18 protein-coding genes are annotated in these 19,149 nt (G+C 69.2%); 7 read left to right on the plus strand and 11 right to left on the minus strand.

From position 1 onward, the window contains the following. Positions 1–926 (plus strand): alpha/beta hydrolase (locus LBC97_03685; GenBank protein ID MDR2565158.1); only part of this gene is annotated, 926 nt, incomplete at its 5' end. An 18-nt stretch (positions 927–944) separates the two neighbouring features. Here the strand turns inward: LBC97_03685 and dnaB are convergent. The 3 genes from dnaB to LBC97_03700 all read right to left on the minus strand — a co-directional run bounded on the left by dnaB (position 945) and on the right by LBC97_03700 (position 6,628). Next, complete coding sequence (gene dnaB, locus LBC97_03690) at positions 945–2,303, minus strand: replicative DNA helicase (protein MDR2565159.1); 1,359 nt, start codon at positions 2,301–2,303, stop codon at positions 945–947. Positions 2,304–2,931: 628 nt separating this feature from the next. Beyond that, on the minus strand, positions 2,932–5,757 hold the full coding sequence (locus LBC97_03695) for a flippase-like domain-containing protein (protein ID MDR2565160.1): 2,826 nt from the start codon (positions 5,755–5,757) through the stop codon (positions 2,932–2,934). Positions 5,758–5,827: 70 nt separating this feature from the next. Beyond that, the gene (locus LBC97_03700; GenBank protein MDR2565161.1) at positions 5,828–6,628 is read right to left on the minus strand and encodes a CPBP family intramembrane metalloprotease; all 801 of its coding nucleotides are present in this window, start codon (positions 6,626–6,628) and stop codon (positions 5,828–5,830) included. A 217-nt stretch (positions 6,629–6,845) separates the two neighbouring features. Between LBC97_03700 and LBC97_03705 the strand changes: the two genes are divergently transcribed. Then, positions 6,846–7,940: an NADH:flavin oxidoreductase/NADH oxidase gene (locus tag LBC97_03705; protein ID MDR2565162.1), complete on the plus strand. Its 1,095-nt coding sequence runs from the start codon at positions 6,846–6,848 to the stop codon at positions 7,938–7,940. Between the two features lie 61 nt (positions 7,941–8,001). Here the strand turns inward: LBC97_03705 and LBC97_03710 are convergent, their stop codons facing one another. The 6 genes from LBC97_03710 to LBC97_03735 form a co-directional block, all read right to left on the minus strand. Next, a complete protein-coding gene (locus tag LBC97_03710; protein ID MDR2565163.1) occupies positions 8,002–8,334 on the minus strand; it encodes an antibiotic biosynthesis monooxygenase in 333 nt (110 codons plus the stop codon). A 90-nt stretch (positions 8,335–8,424) separates the two neighbouring features. Then, on the minus strand, positions 8,425–11,007 hold the full coding sequence (locus LBC97_03715; protein ID MDR2565164.1) for a heavy metal translocating P-type ATPase: 2,583 nt from the start codon (positions 11,005–11,007) through the stop codon (positions 8,425–8,427). Further along, the gene (locus LBC97_03720; protein ID MDR2565165.1) at positions 11,004–11,219 is read right to left on the minus strand and encodes a cation transporter; all 216 of its coding nucleotides are present in this window, start codon (positions 11,217–11,219) and stop codon (positions 11,004–11,006) included. Before LBC97_03720 ends, LBC97_03715 begins: the two co-directional genes overlap by 4 nt. Before the next feature lie 58 nt (positions 11,220–11,277). Beyond that, positions 11,278–12,702, minus strand: coding sequence for an adenylosuccinate lyase (gene purB, locus LBC97_03725; protein MDR2565166.1), 1,425 nt, complete (start codon positions 12,700–12,702; stop codon positions 11,278–11,280). A 176-nt stretch (positions 12,703–12,878) separates the two neighbouring features. Beyond that, complete coding sequence (locus LBC97_03730; GenBank protein MDR2565167.1) at positions 12,879–13,286, minus strand: DUF4175 domain-containing protein; 408 nt, start codon at positions 13,284–13,286, stop codon at positions 12,879–12,881. A 108-nt stretch (positions 13,287–13,394) separates the two neighbouring features. Then, positions 13,395–14,207, minus strand: coding sequence for a fructosamine kinase family protein (locus tag LBC97_03735; protein ID MDR2565168.1), 813 nt, complete (start codon positions 14,205–14,207; stop codon positions 13,395–13,397). 104 nt (positions 14,208–14,311) lie between these two features. On the opposite strand from LBC97_03735, the gene LBC97_03740 reads away from it, so the two are divergent. Further along, entirely contained in the window at positions 14,312–14,605 is a 294-nt protein-coding gene (locus LBC97_03740; protein MDR2565169.1) for a hypothetical protein, read from the plus strand. Beyond that, positions 14,602–16,017 (plus strand): hypothetical protein, encoded by a 1,416-nt coding sequence (locus LBC97_03745; protein MDR2565170.1) that lies wholly within the window; start codon positions 14,602–14,604, stop codon positions 16,015–16,017. The genes LBC97_03740 and LBC97_03745 overlap by 4 nt, the downstream gene beginning before the upstream one ends. Here the strand turns inward: LBC97_03745 and LBC97_03750 are convergent. Continuing rightward, entirely contained in the window at positions 15,992–16,384 is a 393-nt protein-coding gene (locus tag LBC97_03750; GenBank protein ID MDR2565171.1) for a phage holin family protein, read from the minus strand. The genes LBC97_03745 and LBC97_03750 overlap by 26 nt on opposite strands. A 146-nt stretch (positions 16,385–16,530) precedes the next feature. On the opposite strand from LBC97_03750, the gene LBC97_03755 reads away from it, so the two are divergent. The 3 genes from LBC97_03755 (at position 16,531) to LBC97_03765 (ending at position 18,648) form a co-directional block, all read left to right on the plus strand. After that, the gene (locus LBC97_03755; GenBank protein MDR2565172.1) at positions 16,531–17,589 is read left to right on the plus strand and encodes a histidinol-phosphate transaminase; all 1,059 of its coding nucleotides are present in this window, start codon (positions 16,531–16,533) and stop codon (positions 17,587–17,589) included. 286 nt (positions 17,590–17,875) lie between these two features. Next, positions 17,876–18,148, plus strand: a complete 273-nt coding sequence (locus LBC97_03760; GenBank protein ID MDR2565173.1) for a DUF1778 domain-containing protein — start codon at positions 17,876–17,878, stop codon at positions 18,146–18,148. Continuing rightward, positions 18,145–18,648: a GNAT family N-acetyltransferase gene (locus tag LBC97_03765; protein ID MDR2565174.1), complete on the plus strand. Its 504-nt coding sequence runs from the start codon at positions 18,145–18,147 to the stop codon at positions 18,646–18,648. Before LBC97_03760 ends, LBC97_03765 begins: the two co-directional genes overlap by 4 nt. A gap of 59 nt (positions 18,649–18,707) precedes the next feature. Here the strand turns inward: LBC97_03765 and LBC97_03770 are convergent, their stop codons facing one another. Beyond that, positions 18,708–19,145 carry a hypothetical protein gene (locus tag LBC97_03770; GenBank protein MDR2565175.1) on the minus strand — a complete coding sequence of 146 codons (438 nt, stop codon included), beginning with the start codon at positions 19,143–19,145 and terminating at the stop codon, positions 18,708–18,710. Positions 19,146–19,149: the final 4 nt, after the last annotated feature.

The raw sequence follows: 19,149 nt of genomic DNA on the forward strand, positions 1-19,149 counted from the left end.
TGCCGACCGTGAGCCGACGCCCCGCGGCCGGCGCGGGTTGGGCGCGAGACGGCGGCCCGCGCCGCGAGACAAGGCCGCCCGCCCGTGCGACCCTGGTCGCCATGAGCGACACCGCCGCGACTCTGACGCCGCCCGCACGGGACCTTGACTTGGCTTACGGGCCGGATCCACGGCATCGTCTAGACGTTTACCACCCGGCCGAACCGAACGGCGCGCTGCTCGTGGACATCCACGGGGGCGGCTGGTTCCAAGGCGACAAGTCCAAAGAGGAGGCTTTGGCGGCACGGTTTTCCGATGCCGGCTACCTGGTCGCCGCCCCCAACTACCGTTTCGCGGACGGCGGGGCGGGCGCCAACCTTTATCCGGCCCAGGTCGACGACATGCTGGCGGCGGTGAACTGGCTCAAGGGGGAGGCCGCTTTGGCGTTCGACCGGTCGAAGATCGGGGCGGTCGGCGGGTCTTCGGGCGGGAACCTGGCCTTCGAGTTGGCGCTGTCGCTGGGCGTCCCCGGCGTGTCGTGGTCGGGTCTGCTGGATCTGGCCGGCTTCATGGCCCGGCACGGAGACGCCACGCCGCACAAGGTGGCGATGGACGGTTCGGCGCCCAGCGCTAGGCTCGACCAGGGCGGGGCGGACCCGGGCTACTACAAATGGCTGGTGTTCAACCTGCTGGGGCCGGACCTTGACGGCCTGGACGTGGCCACCCCGATCGGCCGCGTCACGCCTGCGGCGGGCCCCATGTTGTTCGCCAACTCGCTGAATGAGCTGGTGCCGCCGGAGGAGGCGTTGATAGCCGCCACGGTCATGATGCGCGCGGGCGTCCCCACGCGCACAATCCTGTTCGAGGGCCAGCGCCATGCGGCCGGGTACATTGACGACGTGTTCGAGGAGACGCTGCGCTTCTTGGGGCACTACTTGGGCGTCTGACAACCGCCGGGCGGGTTCTCAGAAGCCGTCCGCCATGTTGGCGAAACGGGAGAGGTGGCCCTGGAAGGCCACGTTGATGTCGCCGATGGGGCCGTTGCGGTGTTTGGCCAAAATGAGGGTGGCTTCGCCCTTGGCGCGCTCATCCTCTTTGGAGTCCATGCGGCTGATCAGGATGACCACGTCCGCGTCCTGTTCCAAAGAGCCGGATTCGCGCAGGTCTGAAAGCTCCGGGCGTTTGTTCTCGCGTTGCTCGGCGGCGCGGTTCAACTGGGAGACCGCCACCACTGGCACGTCCAACTCCTTCGCCAGCAATTTGAGGGCGCGCGAGAACTCGGAGACCTCCTGTTGGCGCGACTCGACCCGCTTGCCGGAGCTCATCAACTGCAGGTAGTCGATGATCACCAGTCGGAGATTGTTGCGCTGCTTGAGGCGCCGGCACTTGGCCCTGATCTCCATCAGCGACATGTTCGGCGAGTCGTCAATGAACAAGGGCGCTTGCTTGATCTCCCCGATCCGGGCGGAAATCCTGGGCCACCACTCGTTCTGGACCGTGCCGGACCGCAGGTGCTTCAGCATCACGCCGGATTCGGCGGAAAGCAACCGCTGGGTGATCTCCTCGCGTGACATTTCCAAGGAGAAGAGCACCGACGCCTCCCCGTGCCGGATGGACGCGGACCGGGCGAAATCCAGGGCCAACGTCGACTTGCCCTTGCCGGGACGGGCCGCGACGATCACCATTTGGCCGCCGTGCAGGCCGCCGGTCAAGGCGTCCAGGTCGTGGAACCCGGTCGGGATGCCGGTGACATGCCCGGGCGTGGCCGACATCCGCTCGATCTCCCCCACCACCGGGTCGATGATGTCTTTGATGTGCATGTAGTCCTCGGCCGCGCCGCGCTCGGTGACGGCGTACACCTCCGACTGAGCCGAGTTGACCACGTCCTCCACGCTTTGGCCGTCATTCGAGTAGCCAAGCTGGGTGATTCGCGTTCCGGCGTCCACCAGGCGGCGCAACACCGCCCGGTCCCGCACAATTTGTCCGTAATAGCCCGCGTTAGCGGCGGTCGGGACCGCCGCCATCAGCCCCGCCAGGTACTGGGCGCCGCCGATCCGCCCCATCTCGCCCCGGCGGGTCAGCTCCGCCGCCACGGTCACGGCGTCAACCGGCTCGCCGCGCGAGTAGATGTCCGTGATGGCGTGGAAGATCATCTCGTGTTGCGGGCGGTAGAAATCGTCGCCTTTGAGCACCGCGACCACATCCGCGATGGCGTCCTTCGACAGCAGCATGGCGCCAAGCGCCGATTCCTCTGCCTGAATGTCCTGGGGCGGCAGGCGGTCGAACTGGGTCCTGTCGACAACGCCCGTGTCAAACTCAGCCACAGACAACGTGTCTCCGCCTTCCTGCAGTGCCGTATCGCATGGTCCATCTCTACGTTCACGGTTGGGCAAGCCCAGCCCGGCGGTCCCCGCGCCGCGAGGTCCGCCGGGCCGGACTCAGGGGTACCGCCGGTCGCCCGGCGGTTCTCCTTGGGCCGGCGGCGAAGGCGCCTAAGCGCCCGGTCGCCACTCATCCGCTCACATCCCCGACCCTAAAGCAGGGGTCTGACAGCGTTAGCGATACGGCCTGTCGGCTCGATCAGTCTAGGCCAGCCCGAAGCCCGTCGCAACATGCGTCTTTGCAGGTCAACCGGCGTTTTTCTGGGGATAAAGCTGGGGATGGCCTGGGGATTTTGGCGTCTTTCTGTGGATTCGCGGGGGCACTCTGTGGATTCTGTCAGGCAGCCCGTCAGCCTGGGTGCCTGCAACCAACGGCTCGTCTGCGGATTCGTCCGCGCGACCTTTACAGCTGAATCCACAGCCTGTGGACAAACCTCTGGGTATTGTCCGCGCCGCCCATCCTGGCGGGGCGCCGGGCGCGCCTCCCGAACGTTCATTCCCCCAACCGCGCGCCACCCCGCCGATCCCCGTGGCGCGGGCCCTCGCTCAGGTCCGCCGCGTCCGCCGCGCGCTAGAGATCATTATGTTTGGCCAAATGGCGGAACGCGATCCAGCCGAGCGGAACGCGCGCCCAGTAAGTGATGGCCCGGAACAGGACGGCGGCCGAGGCGGCGGTGGCGGTGGCGACCCCCACGGTGCGCAGGCCCGCCGTCAAAGCGATCTCGACCCCGCCCAGGCCGCCGGGCGTGGGCGCCGCAGACCCCGCCGCGTTGCCAATTAAGAAGACCAAAGTGATCGCGGCCAGCGACAGGTCCGTCAGGCCGAAGGACACCAGAGCCGCCCAAAATGACGCCACATAGCCCCCGAACTGGACAAACGTTCCCAGCATGGCGAAAACCATGCGCTTGGGGCGGCCCACCACCCAAACCAGGCGCGGCCAAACCTGCGCCAAAGTCGAACCGATCCGGCCCCAGATCCAGTTCCGCAGCTTCGGGATCAGCAACAGCGAGCCAAGCCCGGCCACAACGCACACCACGGCCACAATCCCGGTCACCGGCAGTCTGGACAGGACGCCCATCTCGCCGGTCACAAGAGCGGCCCCCACCAGCAACACGGCGGTCGAGACGACCAGCGCCACCTGGCTCAGGGCCACCGTCGCCCCGGCCAGCGAGGTCTTCACGCCTTGCCGGTTGAGGAACCGCATGTTGATGGCGATCGGGCCGACCCCGCCGGGCATGGTGATGGCGGCGAACGACCCGGCCACCTGGGTCAGCACCGCCTTGCGGAACGACATCCGGACGGGCAGGAAGCCGACCAGCGTCATGGCGGCGCCCACATAGGTCACCATTGACAGCCCGAAGGAGAGAGCCATCCACCAGGGGTTGGCGTGGCTGACCGCCTGCACCATTTGATCGAAGTTGAACTTGGTGACCACAGCCCAGATCGCCACCAAGGTCATGGCCGCGACCAGCACGGATCGCCAGCCGAACCGGACCAGTTGGAAAGGCACGGCGGTGCCTTCGGCCGGAGTCAACTCCGCCAATTCCTGCCGGGTCGCGTCGATCACGTCACGGGCGGCCCGCGCCGCCTCACGGGTCGAAGACGGGAACACCACCGGCTGCAAAAGCCCCGACACGGCGGTCAAAGTCGCCGCGGGCAAGACCGCCGCAGCCGCCGCGACCGCGCGCTCCGGCCCCACTTTCAAGGACAGCACAGCCACCATTTGGGCCAGGTCCATTGAGCGGGCGAGCTCGGAAGAGGCGATGTCGCCGTCCTCCCACCCGATCAGCCAGACCTGTTGGGCGTCCCCCGTGTCAGGCCCGAACAGCACCGAAGAGGACGTGATGTTACGGTGCGCCAGCCCCGCCTGGTGCGCCCGGTCAAGTTGCCGCCACACGTCGATCAAAGCCGCGTCCGAAACCTCGCCCGGCCGCATGTCGACCAGCGCCCGCAGCCCGGTCGGGTGGCTCTGGAGCAGCATCATCGAGTCCGCCGCCTCGCCCACGCCGAGCAGCTTAGGCGTCCGCACGCCCGCCGCCGTCGCCGCGTAGGCCAGCAGCGCCGCCCGTTCCGCCGCCTGACGCAGCGAACGCACAGACCGCCGGTCCATTCCCCGCAGCCGCAGCGTCCGCCAGGTCGCCTGCAGGAAGCCCAGCACCTGCCGGTCGCCATCCAGCACAATCGCGTCGTAACGCCGCCCGTCCGCGTCGTAAACGGCGTAGATCCGGTTGCCGCCTTGGCGTTCCAGCGCCCGCGAGGTCGAATCCGACGCGCCCGCAGGCCCGGCCCCCGCCGCCGGTGCCGTCCGCCCGGCCCCAGCCCCGCCCGCCGCCGTCTTGCCGTCCGGCGGTGTTTCCGCCGATGCCGTCCGGCCGTTTCCCGTCCGATCCGCCGCCCGCTCGGCCCCGGCCAGCGGCAGCTTCACTGTCTTCGCGTCGGGCGTTGCCGCCGAATCCCGCCGGACGCCGCCCCCGCGCTTGGCGGCCCGGTTGGACTCGACGGCGGGCGCGGGCCCGGCTCCGGAGACGGGGGAGGTGCTGGTGGGGGGGCGGACGGCATCGGGCGCGGGGGGAACGTAAGTGGAATCGCGGATGGCGCGGACGTCCAAACGCTCGGTGGGGTTCTCCGGGTCGGAGATGTCGCGGATGCGGACAATGCGGACGGGACGCAGGCCGGCCCCGCGGATGCCGGCGACCAGGGCCGAGCCGGTCGCGCGGTCCGTGGCCACGCCAATGGCGTAGCGGACGGCCAGACCGGCCAGGCGGCCCACCAGGACCGTTACGAAGGCCGCCGGCAAGGTCGGGCCGCCGGTCAGCACCCAGGCGGCCAGCGCCACCCACAGCACGTTCCATGAGAAGGACATGATGGGGCGGCGCGACCTGGGGCCCATGGCCGTCAAAACACCCGCCATCAAGGAGGCGAGCGGGGCTATCGCCACCATCAGACGGCCGTCCGTGATGATCGACATGCCTTGGATCAGCGGCTTGTAGCCCGTCGCGGTGATTGCCCACGCCGCGAGCCAAGCCAACGCCATCCCGCCAATTCCGCCGGCGGCGCCCTGCACAACCAACAGCAACTGGCGGCGGAACAGCGCCGTCACCATGACCACGGCGGGCAGCAGGAGCGTGGCCAGATTCATCAGCACGTTGACAATGGCCTGCAAGATCGCGGTGACCGGATGGGCGAGTGAGCGGATGTCCTCCGTCACCCCGGCGGCGGTGCCTTGGGCGAAGATCGACAGGCCCAGCAGCGCGACCAACCCCAGGCACGCGAAGACAATTCCGACCAGGTCGCGGGACTGCCGGACGCGCCCGGCGGGGGCGTCCACCACTTCGACGCCGCGGAACCAACGCGTGGCCGAGCGGTCAGCGTCCTTGCCTTTGCCTCGCGCAGCCACGCCGCCCAGCCTAGAACAGCCCTGCTCGCCGCGCCGAATAACACGCTCCGCGCTCAGCGCGCGGGGTCGCTCAAGTCAGCCAGGACGGATCGACCAGGCTGGGCCCTATGAACGCCACCACGTCGATCAAGGTGTGGGCCACCACCAGCGGCATGACCCGCCGCCGGCGCTGATAGAACCAGGCGAAGACCACCCCCATGGCGACGTTGCCGAGGAACGGGCCAAAGCCCTGATAGAGGTGGTAGGAGCCGCGCAGCAGGGCCGACCCGGCGATCCACGCCCACGGCCTCCAACCGAGTTCGGTGAGGCGTTCGCCCAGGTAGCCCACGGCGACGACCTCTTCGATGACCCCGTTTTGGGCGGCGGCGAGGATCAGCACGGGAACGGTCCACCAGTACTGGCCCAAGGAGGCGGTGGAAACGTGGACGGTCAAGCCCAGTTGGCGTCCAAGGAGGTAAAAGGCAATGCCCGGGAGCCCGATGCCGCCCGCCAGCGCCGCGCCCCAGCCCAAGTCCCGCAGTGGTCGGCCCAGCGTCAGCCCGATTCGCCGGGGGCCTGGCCAGTGGCCGGCTCCGGCGCGGTCTTGGCTCAGCCCGCCGGCGAGCAGGTACAGCGCCAGGACCGCCGGGAGCACGCCGAAGCCGATGCCGGCGAGTTGGTAAAGGAGGTCGAGCCAGGGCTTGGGGGAGTCGGAGGTGTTCAGGGCGGCGGTCTGCTCCGCCAATGGCACCGCCTCGGTCAGCCGGTCCACCAGGCGCAGGATGGCGTAAACGGCGGACTGCCCCAGCGACAGCCCCAGCACAATCCACACTTCGGCGCGCACGCGCCGCCGGCCCGTGTCAACGGACGCGGGGCTCGGTGTGGTGGCCATCGCTTCAGCCTAGGACCTTTCCCTGGGCACAGCCTTGTCCTCCCGCCCGAATCCAAAGGCCGCTGGCCTCTTGTGATCCGGGACGGTGGCGAAGAAGCAGCCGTCTTGGGCTGAGGGCTGCGTTCGCCTTCAGTGTTTCCTTGGGTCGGCGTTTCACGCTGCCGGCGTCAACCCGGCCGGACGCCGGTTCTGCACCGGCGTCCTAAGCTTGGGGGCTGTGAGCAAACTCTTCAGCCCAATCGCCATTGGCCCGGTCACCGCCCGCAACCGGCTGTGGGTCTCGCCGATGTGCCAGTATTCGTCGGAGACAAAAGACGGCCGGGTCCACCCTTGGCACATCGCACATTACGGCGCGCTGGCCCAAGGGCGGCCGGGCCTGATCGCGTTGGAGGCGACCGGCGTTGTCCCCGAGGGGCGGATAACGCCTTGGGACCTGGGCTTGTGGGATGACGCCCAGATTGGCGGCCTGGCCGGAATAGCCGATTTCATCAAGGCCCAGGGTGTGGTCCCCGCCATTCAACTGGGCCACGCGGGGCGGAAGGGCTCCACCAGCCAAATGTGGGCGGGCAGCACCCCGCTGCCGGTCGCCGAAGGCGGCTACCAGACGTTTGCTCCTTCCCCCATCGCCTTCGGCGAAATGCCCGTCCCCCAAGAACTCACAACGGGGCAGATCGCGGACCTGGTCGAGGCCTTCGCCGCGGCCGGCGCCCGCGCCGCCAAAGCCGGTTTCGACGTCATCGAAATCCACGGCGCGCACGGCTACCTGCTGCACCAGTTCATGTCGCCCCTGTCGAACCACCGGGCGGACCAATACGGCGGTTCGCTGGAAAACCGCCTCCGCTTCCCGCTCGCGGTGGTGGCGGCGGCAAGGGAGGCGATCGGCGCGGACCGGGCCCTGTTCATGCGCATCTCCGCGACCGACTGGGCCGAGGGCGGCTGGGACCTGGAACAGTCCGTCGAATTGGCGCGCCAGGCCAAAGCGTTGGGGCTGGACCACATCGACGTCTCGACCGGTGGCCTGGTCCCGGACGCGAAGATCCCGGTGGGGCCCGGCTACCAGGCCCCGTTCGCGGAGGCGATCCGCGGGCGCACGGGCCTGAGCGCGAACACGGTGGCGGTCATCGAAACGCCCGTGCAGGCGGAGGCCTTGATCGCAGATGGCGCTGCCGATGCCGTCATGCTGGGCCGCCCCTTCCTCCGCGACCCGCACACGGCCGTCAAGTGGGCCACCGAACTGGGCCTGGAGCCGGCCGCCTGGTCCCCGCCCCAATACGCCACGGCAGGCTGGACCCGCTACTACGCCCCCAAGTAACAGAAACGGGGACGGTACCTATTTCCGGCCAGCCGGAAACAGGTACCGTCCCCGTTTCCGGCTAGGCGTCGGCGCCTTTGACCTGGGAGGCCGGGTGGGACGACGCGTCCTTGACGGGCTGCAGCTCCGTGATCTCGACCTGTTTGGCCAAGAGCGGCTCCAAGGCCTTGGTCAGCTTGCCCAAGGCCTTGCCCTCGCCGTGCGTGTTGAGCGCGTCGACCGAGGACCATTTCTCGATCAAGACGAATCGGTCGGGGGCCTCGTGCAGCGAATAGAGCAGGCAGCCCGGCTCCTGGTAGACGTCGGTCTGGGCGGCTTTGATCACGGCGTGGACCGAGTCATGCATGCCTTCGCGCGGGAAAAAGGTGGCGACAACCACCACGGGTTCGGCCATGATGCCCTCCTTGGGGTGCGAATTCGCGGTTTGTATTCCCCTCAAAGCTAGTCCGCCCGCGCCGCGACCACACAACCACGCCGGCGTGTCTCACACTGCCACGTCGCCGAAACGCGCCAGGCGGAGCGAGTTCGTCACCACGATCACGGAGCTCAGCGCCATGGCGGCGCCCGCCAGCATGGGGCTGGCCCAGCCGAGCATCGCCAGCGGCAGCATGGCCACGTTGTACGCGAAGGCCCAGAACAGGTTCTGTTTGATCACGCGCAGCGTGGCGCGCGACAGCCGGATGGCCTCCGGCACCGCGGTCACCCGGTTGCGCATCAGCGTGATGTCGGCCGCGTTGTTGGCCACATCCGTCCCGGAGCCCATGGCCAACCCCAGGTCAGCCGCCGCGATCGCGGCCGCGTCGTTCACGCCGTCCCCCACCATGGCGACCACCTGGCCGGACGCTTGCAGTTCCCGCACCACCCTGACCTTGTCGGCCGGCAGCACCTGGGCCCGCACGTTCGCCGCCGCTATCCCGACCGCCTTCGCCGCCACCAACGCGGCGCCCCGCGAGTCGCCCGTCACCAGCCACGGCGTCACGGCCAACGCCCGCAATTGCCCGATGCCGTCCCCAGCGTCCGGCTTCGGCTCGTCACGCAGGAGCAGGACCGCCCGCGCCCGCCCGGCCCAACCCACCATGACGGCGGTGCCGCCCGATTCGGCGGCGGCCTCATAGGCCTCCGCGATCTCGGCGGGCACCGCGAGGCCCAGACTGATCAGGTATGACGGTTTGCCGACGGCCGCCAGCGCCTCTTCCGCGCCGGCCAGGCGCACCCGCCCTGAGGCGCCCCCGCCGGGTTTCGAGGCGAAGCCGTTCAATTTGGGCAGGGTCCCGGCCTTGCGCGCCCCGGCCGCCACGGCGACCGCGATCGGATGCTCCGAGGCGGCTTCGACCGCGCCCGCCACCGCCAGGGCCGTGGGCCTGGCCGCCGCCCGCCCGTCCACGCGCGGCGTCAGCACCTCGACCAACGCCATCTTGCCCTGGGTCACGGTGCCCGTTTTGTCCAGCACGATGGCCGTGATGCGGCGCGTCGATTCGAGCACCTGGGGGCCTTTGATCAAAACGCCCAGACGCGCGCCGCGTCCGGTGCCCACCAGGATCGCGGTCGGGGTCGCCAGCCCCAGCGCGCACGGGCAGGCGATGATCAGGACCGCGGACGCGGACATGAAGGCCGCCTGCGGCCCCGCGCCCGCCGCCAACCAGGCGATCAGCGTGCCCAGCGCCAACACCAGCACCGCCGGCACGAACCAACTGGAGATGCGGTCCGCCAACCGCTGGACCGGGGCTTTGCCGGTTTGCGCCGCCGCCACAAGGCGGCCGATCGCGGCCAGCCGGGTCTCTTCGCCCACGGCCGTCGCCCGCACGATCAAGGACCCCGACGCGTTGACGGTGGCCCCCGTGACCTGGTCGCCGGGATGCACGTCCACCGGCACGGGTTCACCGGTCAACAGCGAGGTGTCCACCGCCGAGTCGCCCTCCATCACGACCCCGTCCGTGGCGATCTTCTCGCCCGGACGAACCCTGAACAGCTCCCCGATCCGCAACTCGCCGATCGGCGCGGTCCGCTCCGTGCGGTCGCCCGGCGGGCCTTCGACCAGCGTCACCTCCTTGGCGCCCATGTCCAGCAGGTGGCGCAGGGCGTCCCCGGCCCGCTTCTTCGAGTTGAACTCCATCAGCTTCCCGGCCAGCAGAAACACCGTGATCACGGCGGCCGATTCAAAGTACAGCTCCGGCATGCCGTGGCGTCCCACCGCCTGGGAGGGGAACAGCGTGAACTCCATGCGCATGCCGATCGCGCCCGCGCCGCCCAAGGCCAGCGCCCACCAAGACCACAAGGTGGAGACCAGCACGCCCAGCGACACCAGTGTGTCCATGGTGGAGCTCAAATGCCGCGCGGCCCGCCAAGCCGCCGCGTGGAACGGCCAGGCGCACCAGACCGCCACGACCGTGGCCAGCGGCGCCACCACCCACTGCCAGCCCGGAAACTGGATGGCCGGGATCATGGACAACGCCAGCACGGGCGCCGCCAGGATCGCTCCCACCACCAACCGGCTCCGCAACATCTGCTCGCGGTCCTTGCCGGGAGGCGTTTCGACTTCCATAGCGTTCATTTGGCCCATCGGGTCTGCCGGCTCCAGCGAGGCGGCCGGCTCCATGCCGTCCGTGGCGCCGGCGGACGCTCCCGGCGTCGGGGACGGCATCGGCCGCGCCCAAGACCGGTCGGCGTGCGGACCCGGCAACGGTGCCGGGGGCCGCGCGGACGGTGCCGTGCGCTCCCGTTCCAACCGTTCGCCTGCTGGGCCGGGCACCGCCGAGCCGACCGCCGATGCCGTCTGGTCGCGCCCGCCCGGAGCCGCCGGTCGGGAGCGGGTCGCGGGGCGCAGCAGGCGGGCCGTGTAGCCGGCGGATTCGACGGCCGCGATGATCGCGCTGGTCGTCAGCGTGTCGGGGCCGGTAACGTGCGCGGTCTCAAGCGGCAGGTTGACGCTGACGGTCGCGCCGGGCAGCTTGCCGACCTTCTTCTCAATGCGGGCGGCGCAGGAGGCGCAAGTCATGCCGCCAATCGCGAAGTCATAGGCGACGGGGCCGGAACCGTCGAGTCGGGGCGCCTCGACGTCGGGGCTCATGGGACCAGCTGATAACCGGCCTCGTCGACGGCGGCGGCGACGGCGGCATGGTCCAAAGGGGCGGCCGAGGTGACGGACAGGGTCGAGGTCGCGCTGGGCGCCAGGTCGACTTCAACGCCGGTGACCCCGGGCAGCGCGCCGACCTCTTCTTTGACTGCCTTGACGCAATGCTCGCAGGTCATACCCTCGACCTTGTAGGTGGTGACGGTCATGATGCCTCTCCTCGTGTCGTTCGCGTCAGCGCTTTCCGCCGCGCCTCAGAAGTCCTGGTCAAAGGTATTCCCCGACCAGTTCCTCAGCCAAGCCCGTGTAAGTCGCCGGGCTGAGCTCCCGCAAACGCAGTGTCACATCCGGCGGCAGGCCAAGGCCGGCCACGAACTCGCCGATCTCATCCAGCGACACACGGCGCCCGCGGGTCAGTTCTTTCAACCGCTCGTACGGGTCGTCCATTCCCGGCACGCCGGCTATCGCGGCCGCCCGCATGGCGGACTGGATCGGTTCGGCCAGGACCTCCGGATTTGCGGCCAAGTCGGCCGCGATCGGCTCCGGGTTCACGTCCAGCCCGTCCAGGCCCCTGCGGAGGTTGTCGATCGCCAGCAGTGAATGGCCCATCGCCACCCCAATGTTCCGCTGCGTGGTCGAATCGGTCAGGTCGCGCTGCAGGCGGGAGGTCACCAACGTGGCGGCCAACGTGTCGAACAGCGCGCCCGAGATTTCCAGGTTCGCCTCGGCGTTCTCAAACCGGATCGGGTTGACCTTGTGGGGCATGGTCGAGGATCCGACCGTGCCCTGGCCGCGCGCCTGCGCGAAATAACCCAGCGAAATGTACGTCCACATGTCGGTGGCCAGATTGTGGGCGATCCGCCCAAAACGGGCCAGGTCGGAATACAGCTCGGCCTGCCAATCGTGGGACTCGATTTGCGTGGTCAGCGGATTCCAGGTGAGGCCCAGGCGGTCCTCCACGAACTCGCGGCTGATTCTTGGCCAGTCGGCGTCCGGGACGGCGGCCGTGTGGGCGCCAAAGGTGCCGCTGGCGCCGTTCAGCTTGCCCAGGTACTCCGCGTTCTCGATCCGCCCCAACTGGCGGCGCAGCCGCGTCACGGTGACGGCCAACTCCTTGCCCAGCGTGGTCGGCGTGGCCGGCTGCCCATGCGTGCGCGCCAGCATGGCCAGCCCGGCATGCTCAAGAGCCAGCAGGCTCAGGTCCGTGACCAGCGCGCGGGCGGCTGGCACCCACACGTCCTCCACACCGCCTTGGATAACCCAGGCGTAGCTCAACGAGTTGACGTCTTCGCTGGTGAGCGCAAAATGAATGACCGGGTTCAAAGCTGGCGTGAGGACCGTGTCCGGGCCCAACACTGCGGCCGCGTCCGCCAGGCGGCGCTGCAGGAAGTACTCGACCGCCTTGACGTCATGGACCGTTTGCCGCTCAATCCCGGCGAGTTCCGCGATCTCCCCGGGACCGAAGTTCTTGGGCAGGCTCCGCAGGTAATCGCGGTCGGCTTCGCTAAGGCTGGGGGCGCCGGGAAGCACCTGCTGGTCCAGCAAATAGATGAACCACTCCACCTCGACCAGGAGCCGGGCCCGGTTGAGCGCCGCCTCGGAGAAGTAGTCGAGCAGCGGGGCGGTGGCCCCGGCGTAGCGCCCGTCCAGGGGGCTGAGAGTCAGGCGGGGCTCAAGCGCGGCAAAGGAGATTGGCACGGCCCAAGTTTAGAGGGCCTGCCAAAGGCAGGCCGCCGCGACTGAGCGTGGCGCGGAGGACGGCGCGGCGGGAGGTGCAGTGTGGCGCCGGGGGAAGGCGCGGCCCGCAGGCCCGTCGGCCTTGAGGCCCGCCAAAGGCGCCGCGTGCGGGCCCGTTTGCCGGGCGAGCCCTACTTGTCCTTGCCCGCCACGGTGGCCCAAGCCTGCAGGGCCAGGAACGTGCCGCTCAGGAGCAGACCGGGGAGCAAAAAGGCGTCATACACCACGGCGGACTTCTGCGGGTAGTCCACTATCAGCGCCACGATCAGCGCGATCAGGCCGATAGCGGTCAAGGCGCCGCCAACCGCCAGGAGCAGGATTCCCCAGACGCCGCCCGCCAAACTGGTGGACTGCCGGGGCTGGGGCGCGTATGGCGCGTAAGGCTGCGGCCCTGTTTGCTGGTACGCCGGTGGCGGGTATGAGCCCTGCGGCTGCGGTTGGGCCGGCGGCGCGGAAGGCGCCGCCGGAGGAGCCGGGGGCGGCGGCGAATAGTTCTGCGGTTGGGATTGATACTGGGGCTGGTCCGAAGGATTGGTCATGGCTACCAACATACCCGCTGGTTATGACAGGCGAATGGGCCGGGGCTCTGGGTCGGCTACGTGGACAAAGCGCCCATGCGGCCGGGCGCGCGGTGCCCGGGGGCGGCGTCAAAGATACTCGCGGGCGCGGTCGACCGCCCTTGGCCCGTACGAGCCTCCGAAGAGCGTCGCGTGCACCAGCAACGGGAAAAGCTGATGCAGCCCAACCCTTTCGCGCCAGCCGTCCGCCAGCGGCGAGACCTCGTTGTAGGCGTCTAGCACCGTGGCCAGGCCGGCCAGCCCGAACAGCGCCAGCATGGCCAGGTCGGTTTCGGCATGGCCGCCGTGCGCGGCCGGATCCACCACCGCGGCGCCCGTCCAGGGCCCCCCGGCGCGTGAGAACGGATCGGTCCAAATGATGTTGCCCGTCCACAGGTCCCCGTGCACCCGTGCCGCCGCCGCCGGCTCTAGGAGACCCGGCTGAGGGGCGTCCAAGACGCCGCCGGCCAGTCGCTCGCCCAGTTGCCCGAACACGGCGAGTCCGCCCGGCGGCAGCGCGCCAAGGCGTTCCGCCGCGCGCGCGTAAGGCGCCACCCGCTCTGAAGCGTAGAACTCGCCCCATGTCAGGCCGCCTTTGGCGGTGAACGACAAAGGTGCCAGTCCAATGCCGCCGGGACCGGCCCAGCCCGGCGGCGCGGCCCCGAAGTGGGGTGCCCCGGCCGCATGGGTCCGGGCCAGGGCGCGGCCGAACGCCTCCGCGGCGCCGTCCGCCGGGGGCACCGTCGGCAGATACTCCAACTCGAGGTGGCTGTCGCTGAACGATTTGACTTGGGGCGTGCGCACACCGCCGGGCGCCTCGCCGAGCCAACCCAGTGCCAACGCCTCAAGCTTGGGCGAACCGGGCTGGCCACGGCGGTAGGTCTTCTTGAAGGTGCGCGGCACCCCTCTATTGTCTCGCGTCTTCGGCGGCGGCCAGTAACCGGGCTGTCCACAGGCTTTTCGTTTCCGGAAGCCGGCGCGAGATCTTCGCGGCCAGAATCGATGGCGTGATTCCAAACGCGGCCTGGCAGCCAACCCCGTGTTCGGGTTGGCACACGCTTGAGTTGTTGGACCGCTACCGCTCCGCGCTGGTCGGCGTCGTGGCCGGCCTGCGCCAAGCCGCGCCCCTGATCAACCTGGCCGACCCGGCGGGTTGGCGCTCGCCTGCGGCGGACGCCTACCTTGAGCGGCTGGAGGACCTGGAGCGGCGGTGCCGCGTCGGGGCGTGTCACGCCGAAGACACGTTGGCGCAGGTGAACGGTTACCGGGCGATGGTCGCACACCGGATGGGTCTGGCATGAGCGACGGCTCCATCAGCGTCTTCGGCGGTGCCGCGGGCGCCATCTCCTGCCTCCAAGACCTGGACGTCTTGGCTCTGCGGCTAGATTTGGCCAGGGCCAAAGCCGAAGAGGCCGACGCGGCCTCGCGTGTGGCTTGCGGAGCGAGCAGCCCGTTGCCGCTGACCAACAAGACTTTCGGAGTGGTTTGCGACCCGATTGAGCAGCAGGCCTACGCCTTGACGGGCGCTGCCCTGGAGGGCTTTTACCGACAGGTCGGCACCGGCCACCTGGTTGAGCAGTTGGCGGAGCTGTCCCGTCGGGTGCTGGCGGCGCAAACCGCCTACCAGCAGGCGGAGGAAGAGGCGGAGACGATGTTCGCCTCAATCCGCCATCCGGGCTTCAGCCTGGCCGATTGGATGCTGCCCTGGCCGTTCTCGGTGCTTGGGCGACTGGGCGGCTTGGCCATCAACGTGGCGCTGGACGCCGCCGGCCGTCTGATCATCAATGGCGAGCCCCCGTCCTGGGCCGAGCTGCTGCGCTCGCACCATGAGGAGGTGCGCGGGGTCCTGGGTGCCGCCCTAAGCCCAACGCCGCTGTTCAGGACGCCATCGACCACCGAGGTGACCAGGGGAATCACCGGCGTGGCCACCATGGCCTACGGGCCGGGCCTGGATGTGACCATCACGCGGGGCAAAACCAAGCGGGACCGTCCGCCAACCGGGGTGGAGAGCCTGATCTGGCGCATCGCCGGCCTGGCGGACAACGACAAGTCCGACAGTCAGATCGGCGTCACCAAGGTCACCGCCCCCGACGGCTCGGTCAGCTGGCTGGTGTCGGTTCCGGGGACGCAGTCAATGAGCTTGGGTTCCGACCCCAACGCCAGCGACATGGGGACCAACGTTCGGGCGGTCCCGGGCGACGTCAACGCCATGGGCTTGGCGGCCGCCGCCGCGATGATCGACGCGGGGATTAAGAAAGGCGAGCCGGTGGTGCTGAGCGGCCACTCCCAAGGCGGGATTGTGTCCGCGGCTTTGGCCGCCGACCCGGCCTTCGCCGAGCAGTTCTCGGTGGCGGCCGTTCTGACGCTCGGGTCGCCGGTCTCCCAGTTGAAACACTCCGGCTCGGCCCAATGGCTGTCGCTGGAGCACACCCAGGACATCATTCCCACGCTGTCCGGCGGCGGCAATCCGCGCGGCCCCAACCAGACCACAATTGTCCGCGACGTCAGCGGGGTCACCGACCCCGCGATTCGGGACGACGACATCCTGTGGGCCCACCATTTGCCGATCTACGCCGACACGGCCAAGCAGGTGGACCAGTCCGGGGACGGTTCGATCGAGGCCTGGCGGGAGGCGGCCAGCCCGGTCTTCGACCCGAAGGCCAAAGTGGAGACCACCGTCTACCAGGTCAAGCGCGACCTGCCCGCCTCTTGACCGGCGCCGACAGGATCGCGGTGACCAGCGCCAGGATCAGGCCGGCGCCGATCGCCGTCCCGAACGAGTCGATTTCAAGGCCAAAGCTGGTCAGCGAGGTTATCCAAGACACCAACTCCAACATGGCGGCGTTCAGAATCAGCGCGAACAGCCCCAGCGTGAGGATGTACAGGGGCAGGGACAGCACCTTGAGCAGCGGCTTCACCACCGCGTTGACCACCGCCAAGACAAACCCGATCACCAGGTAGCAGACAACCTGGGCCAGGATCGACTCGGGGTCTGGCACCAGGCGCATCGAGTCCCAAAGCCCGTCCACGATCCAAAGGCCCACGGCGTTGATGACGATCCGCCACCCGAATGGAACCATGGGCCGATCATCCCATCCTTCGCGCCGGCGCGCCGGGCGGGGGCCGTCCGGTTGATAGCTTGAGACCACCAGTCGATCATCCCATTCAGGCGCGGGACCCGCGTCGCGGACGCCCGTCCAGCCCCGGCCGTGGAAACATTGAAGGCATGACCAAAGTTCCGATTCGTCCCGCCGTCGCCGCGTTGCCGGCCTATCAGCCGGGCGCCCGGCCCTCCGGCCGGCTGGTCTACAAGCTTTCGTCGAACGAGTCGCCCTATCCGCCGCTGCCCGGAGTGATAGCCGCCGTGGCGGATTCGGCGGTCGACCTCAACCGGTATCCCACCATGTTGGCGGACGAACTGGTTGGCGCCGTGGCTCGTTTCCACGACTTGGAGCCCGGCCAGGTGGCGGTCGGGGCCGGATCCGTCTCCGTCCTGGCGCACATTCTGGCCGCCGTGGCCGGCGAATCGGACCGGGTCGCCTACCCGTGGCGCTCCTTCGAGGCCTACCCGATCCTGACCGGCGTCACCGGCGCCCAATCCGTCCAGGTCCCGCTGGGCGCGGGCGGCCGCCTCGACCTGACGGCATTGGCCAAGGCCGTCGATGAGAGCACGCGGGCCGTTCTGGTTTGCTCGCCCAACAACCCCACCGGGCCGGCCGTCCGCCAGGACGAGTTCGACGCCTTCATGGCGTCAGTGCCGGACAGTTTGCTGGTGGTCCTAGACGAGGCGTACGTGGAGTTCGTGACGGACCCGGAGGCGGTGGACGGCATCGGCGGCTTGGCCAAACACCCCAACCTGGTGGTGTTGCGGACTTTCTCGAAGGCTTATGGGCTGGCCGGGCTGCGGGTCGGCTACGCGCTGGGACGGCCGCGCGTGATCGAGGCGATCCGGGCCGTGACAACGCCGTTCTCGGTTTCGGCGATGGCGGAGCTGGCCGCGATCACGTCGTTGCAACTGCAAGACGAAATGCGCCGAAGGGTGGCCGAGGTGGTGGCCCGCCGCGCGTTCATGTACGAGGGCCTGGTCGCGCAAGGCTGGGACCTGCCGGAGCCCCAAGGCAACTTCGTGTGGCTTGACCTGGGCGTGGACTCGGCGCCTTTCGCCGACGCGTGCCGGCGGGCGGGCGTGCTGGTGCGGCCCTTCCCCGACCAGGGCGTGCGCGTTTCGGTGGGCGAGCAAGAAGGCGCGGAACGCTTCCTTGAGGTGGCCTCGACCTGGGTGTAGGCGGCTAAGCGCCGTCCGGGACCGCGCCCTGCCGCCGGCGGCTCCCCGCTCCGGGGTGCCCCCGCGAGCTTCGCGGCGGCGCTTCGTGCGGTTCTTTTTCCGCGAGCGGGGCAGGTGCCCGCTCTCCGGCCCCGCCGACTGAAAAAAGGGCACGCGCCCCCACCCCCGACCGGGCGGAGACAACGTCAAGCGCCGTTTCCGCCCGGCCTTGTGTTGGCGATGCGGGAAGGACCGCCGGCAGATTCTCGCGACCGTGCAAGTCACGTACAATCGAAACATGTCGCCAGTGAGCGCCCGAACAAGCCGCTTCGAAGGTCGATTGGATCCAGAGTCTGATGAGGCCATCACCAAGGCGGCGAGGATAGTTGGCCAGTCCAAGGGCGCCTTCATGGTGGCTGCGGCACGCGCCGAGGCAGACCGCGTGTTAGGCCGGGCAGATGTCACGCTGATGCCCGCAGAGCAATTCGACGCCCTGGTGGCGGCACTGGATGATCCGGGTCCCGTTCCGGAAGCGTTGGAGCGGGCCTTGAGGCGGCCGCATCGGGTTGTCCAGCGGTGACAGCCTGGGTTTCTGAACGCGTCAACCGGGGTCACGAACTCGATTCCTTCGATTGCGGCGTCACGGCGCTCAACGCGTGGCTCCGGCGGGACGCGCTTCGGGCCGACAGGCAGAACACGGCCCGGACCTATGTGTGGACCCAAGAGAACTCGACCATCGTTCGCGCCTACTACGCGATCGCTCCGACCACAGTTCGCAAGACCGGCGTGCCGCGGTCCGTCAGAGGCGGCCACACGAACCTGCCCTCCTACTTGCTGGCGCGACTGGCGTTGGACCAGTCGCTGCAGGGGCGCGGCTTGGGCGCGGCTCTGCTATTGGATGCCCTCCGGAGAGTCGACGGCGCGGTCGCCCAGGCCGGTGGCCGACTGCTGGTGGTGGACGCCGCCAGCGCGGCCGCCGCAGACCTTTGCCGGCACTTTGGGTTCGTCCAGATTGGCGATTCCAACCGCTGCCACCTGCGTGCCAGCGTCATCCGAATGCTGTTGGCCCAGAGCCCCTGAAGTCCGCCACGGCTCCTCGCGGCGAGCGGTTCGCCAGCCGTTGTCGTGGCGGCCAGTACCTACCGGTCGGGTTGGGGCGCCTTCGCGGCGGGTCGCCAGGCGGTCTTGCGTATCCATGTCCAGGTGACGCCCGAGCCGATTAGGACCGGGCCCGCGCCGCCCACCAGAGGCCGGCCGTTTGACAGGGCGAGCAAGAGCGTTCCGCCCCCGGCGCACAGCGCGCCAATCCCGAACAGCTTGGACAGCCCAGCCTTGGCGCCGCGCGCCACCAGCAGCGCCGCGGCGAACGAGCCGACCGCCAGCGTTCCGAGCATGACCCCGGCTTCCCGAGGGCTCAGCCCGAACTCGTGCGTGAACAGCGAATACGAGAGCAGGAGCACGGTGGACAACGCCAGTGTCGCGAACACGTCCACGACCAGGAGCGCCTCGAACACGGGCACGCGGAAAATGACCAACCCGGCCACGACCGGGGAGGCGACGGACGCGACCGACCGCACGGAC

The organism is Bifidobacteriaceae bacterium, from assembly GCA_031281585.1.
Classification (GTDB): Bacteria; Actinomycetota; Actinomycetes; order Actinomycetales; family WQXJ01; genus JAIRTF01.

Bases quoted from the DNA above. Each gene is read 5' to 3' on its own strand.
- LBC97_03755 (MDR2565172.1), top strand. From the start codon at position 16,531: ATGACCAAAGTTCCGATTCGTCCCGCCGTCGCCGCGTTGCCGGCCTAT.
- LBC97_03715 (MDR2565164.1), bottom strand. From the start codon at position 11,007: ATGAGCCCCGACGTCGAGGCGCCCCGACTCGACGGTTCCGGCCCCGTC.
- LBC97_03710 (MDR2565163.1), bottom strand. From the start codon at position 8,334: ATGGCCGAACCCGTGGTGGTTGTCGCCACCTTTTTCCCGCGCGAAGGC.
- LBC97_03700 (MDR2565161.1), bottom strand. From the start codon at position 6,628: ATGGCCACCACACCGAGCCCCGCGTCCGTTGACACGGGCCGGCGGCGC.
- LBC97_03745 (MDR2565170.1), top strand. From the start codon at position 14,602: ATGAGCGACGGCTCCATCAGCGTCTTCGGCGGTGCCGCGGGCGCCATC.
- LBC97_03730 (MDR2565167.1), bottom strand. From the start codon at position 13,286: ATGACCAATCCTTCGGACCAGCCCCAGTATCAATCCCAACCGCAGAAC.
- LBC97_03750 (MDR2565171.1), bottom strand. From the start codon at position 16,384: ATGGTTCCATTCGGGTGGCGGATCGTCATCAACGCCGTGGGCCTTTGG.
- LBC97_03720 (MDR2565165.1), bottom strand. From the start codon at position 11,219: ATGACCGTCACCACCTACAAGGTCGAGGGTATGACCTGCGAGCATTGC.